The organism is Thiobacillus sp., assembly GCF_024708915.1.
The window spans coordinates 1-4653 of sequence record NZ_JANJXQ010000020.1 but is presented as its reverse complement, the minus strand read 5'-3'; the positions used below and the strand labels follow the sequence as shown (position 1 = coordinate 4653).

The window sequence follows — 4653 nt, the reverse complement described above, 5'->3', positions numbered from 1 at the left end:
GCCAGATACTTGGCGTGGATTTCCTTGATGATGGCGGGCGCAGTCAGGCACAGCAGGTCGTTGTTGCCTTTGAGGTCGTGGGCGAAATCGGCGAAGCGCTCGCCGCGATAGTCCGCTTCGGTGAGCTTGTACGACTGGATCATCGTCCCCATCGCGCCGTCGAGGACGAGAATGCGCTGGGCGAGCAGGGAACGGAGTTGTGCGGTGCGGGACATGGCGGTCGGCAGAAGCAGGGAACGCTGCATTATATAAGGCCGGCCCCCCGCCCCGCTGTGTCCGGCACGGGTTGAACGAGTTTCTGCCGCAGCAGTCCGGTTCTCGACAGGGTAAGGGCGGCGGGGCGAGGGCAGGGTACGGGAACGCCCATTGCACGGGGCGGTACGGTGGCTGGAGTGGCAGGTACGGTCCTTGCCTTCAATGGATAGTCTATCGAGGCCAGGCCGTCGATTCCATTTTTGATGAATGAAACCTGCTCCATGCCGACTTTTTTTCTGAGCAACTTCGAATCACTGCGTGCCAGGACGCGTGCGCTGCCGTATGCCATGCTGGCCGGTCTGCTTGTCGGCCTGGGCGTGTCCCCGCTGGCGCTGGCCGACCGCGAGGCCCAGGCCGCGCGCTATTACGAAGATGCATTGACGCGCTACGAGCGCCGCGACGATGCGGGCGCGATCATCCAGCTCAAGAACGCGCTGAAAGAGGATGCGCGCATGCTGCCCGCGCTGGTGCTGCTGGGGCAGGCGCATTTGCGCAAAGGCGAGCCGGCGGCGGCGGAGCGCGCGTTTGCGGACGCCGAGCGCCTCGGGGCGGCACGCGGGCAGATCGCGGTTTATCAGGCGCAGGCGTATCTGGATCAGGGGAAATCGCGTGCGCTGCTGGAAAAATTCGGCGCCGATGGCCTGGCGCCGCAAGCGCGGCTCGACATGCTGCTGCTGCGTGCGCGGGCGCAGATCAGCCTGAGCCAGCTCGATGCGGCGATGAGCAGCGCGCGTCAGGCCGGGCAAATCAAGGGCGGCGAAGCACGCGCCCTGGCCTTGCAAGCGCAGGTCCACCTCAAGGCCGGACGTGCCGGGGAGGCGGCTGCGGCCGCGCAGCGCGCGTTGCAACTGTCGCCGCGCGACGCCGATGCCTGGAATATGCAGGCGTCGATTGCCCACAGCCAGGGGGATTTGCCGGCCGCAGCGCGCGACTACGGGCGCGCTCTGGAGGCGCAGCCGCGGCATCTCGATGCGCGCCTGGCGCGGGCAGCGGTCTACCTCGATCTGCAGCGCGACAGCGACGCCAAGGCCGACATCGATTATCTGCTGCAGCATTTCGCCTACGACCCGCGCGGCGCCTACCTGCGCGCGCTGTATTTCAGCCGGCGCGGCGACGCGGCCCGTGCGCGCGAGGCGCTGCAGGAGGCGACGCGTACGCTGGGCCAGCTGTCCCCCGAATTTCTCGCCGCCAGCGACCAGTTAACACTGCTGGGAGGGCTGGCCCATCATGCGCTGGGGGAGTTCGAACGCGCCAAGACCTATCTCAACGCCTATCTGGGAAAGCACCCGCGCGAAGCGGGGGCGCGCAAATTGCTGGGCAGCATCTATCTCGCCGAGCGCCAGTTCGCGCGCGCCGTCGCCATGCTGCAGCCGGCATTGAGCGCTTATCCGGACGATGCGCAGGCGATGTCCATGCTGGGTGCGGCCTATATGGGGCTGGGCAATCATGGCAAGGCCGCGTTGTTGTTTCAGGAAGCGGCCCGGGCGGGCGACAGCCCCGATATTCAGGCCGGACTCGGCATCAGCCTGCTCAGCGCCGGCCAGAAGGAAGCCGGGTTTGATGCCCTGCTGCGCGCCTATCGGCAGGCGCCTGCCACCTCGCAGACCGGGGTGCCGCTGGCCCTGACCTACCTCAAGCGCGGCGAAGCCCAGCGCGCCGTGGCTATCGTGGAGGAGATTCTCAAGCGCGAACCCGGCAATATTTCCACCCGCAACCTGCTCGGCGTGGCCAAGCTGGCGACGGGCGACCGGGCGGGAGCGCGGGCGGCCTATGTGGCCGCCATCCAGGCCGCACCGAGCTTTTATACGGCGCATCTCAATCTGGCGCGGCTGGACGAAGCCGATGGCCAGCTTGAGCGGGCGCGCCAGCGTTATCTGGGCATCCTGAAGGTGAGCCCCGGCCACGCCGACGCCATGCTGGAACTGGCGCGGCTGGAAGAAGGTGCGGGACGGGTTGATGAAGCCATCCGCTGGCTCGACAAGGCGCGCAGCCAGCATGGGCAGGACGTGCGTGCGCGTCTGGCGCTGCACGGCCTGTACCTCCGCCTGGGCCGGGCACAGCAGGCGCTGGATGCCGCCAGGGACGCCCAGGCAATCGCGCCCAATCATCCCGCTGCGCTGATGGCGCTGGCGCAGGGGCAGATTGCCGTCGGCAACCCCGATCTTGCGAAAACCACCCTGCGCCGATTGACGCAGGCGGCGGCGTTCAACGCATCCTGGCTCACCCAGACTGCGGCCAGGCAGATGCAGATCGGCGACACCGAGTCGGCCGCATACAGCCTGAGCAAGGCGCTCCTGGCCGATGCGGGCTTCCGTCCCGCGCGGGTGCTGCAGGCGCGCCTGAACGTGCAGACAGGCAAGCTGGATGAAGCCGAGAAACAGGCCCAGGCCCTGCTGGCGCAAGGCAATGCAAAAGCCGAAGCGCAGCGCTTGCTGGGTGAAGTCCGGCTGGCCCAGCAACGCAAAGCCGAAGCCGTCGAGGCGTATCGCCGCGCCTATGCCGACGACGGCGGCAGCGACAGCCTGTTTGGCCTGTATGGCGCCCTGCTGGCGGCAAACCAGGCGCAGGAAGCCGCCAGGCTGATGACCGACTGGCGCGGCCACCATCCCGCCGACCGTGCGGCAGCCCACGCACTGGGGGAGGCCTGGCTGGCGCTGGGCGATGCGGCCCGGGCTAGTGCCGTCTATCGGGAACTGGTGCGGAGCGATCCGAAAGACGCGCGCGCCCACAACAACCTGGCCAACGTATTGCTGCAGCAAGGCGATCCTGCCGCGCTACGGCACGCCGAACAGGCGCACGCGCTGGCGCCCGGCCAGCCCGAGGTGAACGACACGCTGGGCTGGGTGCTGGTGCAGCAAGGACAAGTCGAGAAAGGCCTGCGCTACTTGCGCGAGGCCGCCCTGCGCGCGCCCGACGATCCGGACATTCGCGCGCACGTGGATCAGGCTGTGCTGAAAATGCGCCGCTGACGGACAACGCGCCGGCGTCGGGTTTTTTTACATATGGCCTGGCCGCATCCAGCGAAGCAAACTTAAGCAAATGATTTTCAAGCAATAAATTTTTATGGCATCAGGCTTGCTTCATGCCCACCAAGAAATCGATCATTCGGAGTACATAATGAAAATCAAGAAAATCAACAAAAAAACGGCTGCCGCATTGCTGGGGCTGGCCGCCATGGGGGCAGGCAGCCTGGCGTCGGCGGCGACCTGGACTTTCAACAATACCGCCAGCAACACGCAGGGCGGGGTCACGGCGACGGCTTCCGCTTGGGCGAACACCGTGGGCAGCGCCAATACGGCGCTTGAAGGCGGCTTTCTCACCTATAACGGCAGCAGCGGTCTGGGGGTCAAGAACAAGGATTATGCAAACGGAGACAGCAACGAGGGTGTCAATCCCGAGCATGCAATCGACAATGACCAGCGCAAGGATTCCATCCTGTTCAGCTTTTCCGGCGACAAGGTGAACCTGTCCTCGACCAGTTTTGGCTGGGTCAGCCAGAACACCGGCTACAAGGATTCCGATTACTCCGTGTATGCCTATACAGGCGCAGGCGTGGGCAGCCTCGCCGGACTGACCTACACCGACGCCGCCATGCTGGCTGCCGGCTGGGCGCTGGTCGGGCATTACGAGGGCGGGAGCAGCACAGGAGCCAAACCGATTTCCAGCAGCATCTACTCCAGCTACTGGCTGATCGGCGCACTCAACGGCACGAACGATTACAAGAAGGATGCGTTCAAACTGATCTCGGTCAGCGGCAGCACCTGTAAAGACAGCCCGGGCGGATCGGGCTGCGGCGGCGGCGGCAGTCAAGTCCCCGAGCCGGGCACCCTGCTGCTGCTGGGCATCGGCCTGCTGGGACTGACGCGCGCGACCCGTCGGCGCAACGCGCGCTGAATTCCGGCACAACGCACCCGGACCCCGCATTGGCGGGGTTTTTTTCGCCTTGGCGGGCAGCATCGGGCAGGGGCTGCTATGGTGGAAACACCATTGCACAGGAGTCCGGCATGAAGCAGTTCAGTCCAACCGAAGCGCATGCTTTTTTACAGCAGCACCCCGAAGCCGTGTTCATCGATTGCCGCTCGGAAATCGAATATCTTTTTGTCGGCCATCCGACCGGCGCGATCCATGTCGCCTGGCAGGACGGCCCGGACTGGGACGTCAATCCGGATTTTCTCGGCCACGCGCGCAAGGCGGCGTCGGCCAATCGCCCGGTGGTGCTGATCTGCCGTTCGGGGCGGCGGTCGGCGGATGCCGGGCGTTACCTCGAAAAATACGGTTTTCCTGAGGTCTACAACGTGTTGTACGGGTTCGAAGGCGACATGGATGAAACGCGGCATCGCAGCACGAAGAACGGCTGGCGCTTCGATGGGCTACCGTGGGAACAGACTTGATTTTCCG

General features: G+C 65.4%; 4 protein-coding genes. 3 read left to right on the top strand and 1 reads right to left on the bottom strand.

Annotated features, from left to right (window positions below):
* A partial coding sequence (locus Q0L94_RS01590) for a homocysteine S-methyltransferase family protein (protein WP_296749435.1) occupies nucleotides 1-215 on the bottom strand: 215 nt, incomplete at its 3' end.
* 261 nt (nucleotides 216-476) lie between these two features.
* Here Q0L94_RS01590 and prsT point away from each other — a divergent pair.
* From prsT to Q0L94_RS01575, 3 genes are all read left to right on the top strand, one after another.
* A complete protein-coding gene (gene prsT / locus Q0L94_RS01585) occupies nucleotides 477-3224 on the top strand; it encodes an XrtA/PEP-CTERM system TPR-repeat protein PrsT (protein WP_296749433.1) in 2748 nt (915 codons plus the stop codon).
* A gap of 148 nt (nucleotides 3225-3372) precedes the next feature.
* On the top strand, nucleotides 3373-4149 hold the full coding sequence (gene xdp1 / locus Q0L94_RS01580; RefSeq protein ID WP_296749431.1) for an exosortase-dependent surface protein XDP1: 777 nt from the start codon (nucleotides 3373-3375) through the stop codon (nucleotides 4147-4149).
* Between the two features lie 110 nt (nucleotides 4150-4259).
* Nucleotides 4260-4646, top strand: coding sequence for a rhodanese-like domain-containing protein (locus Q0L94_RS01575; RefSeq protein WP_296749428.1), 387 nt, complete (start codon nucleotides 4260-4262; stop codon nucleotides 4644-4646).
* Nucleotides 4647-4653: the final 7 nt, after the last annotated feature.

Bases quoted from the DNA above. Each gene is read 5' to 3' on its own strand.
- prsT (WP_296749433.1), top strand. From the start codon at position 477: ATGCCGACTTTTTTTCTGAGCAACTTCGAATCACTGCGTGCCAGGACG.
- xdp1 (WP_296749431.1), top strand. From the start codon at position 3,373: ATGAAAATCAAGAAAATCAACAAAAAAACGGCTGCCGCATTGCTGGGG.
- Q0L94_RS01575 (WP_296749428.1), top strand. From the start codon at position 4,260: ATGAAGCAGTTCAGTCCAACCGAAGCGCATGCTTTTTTACAGCAGCAC.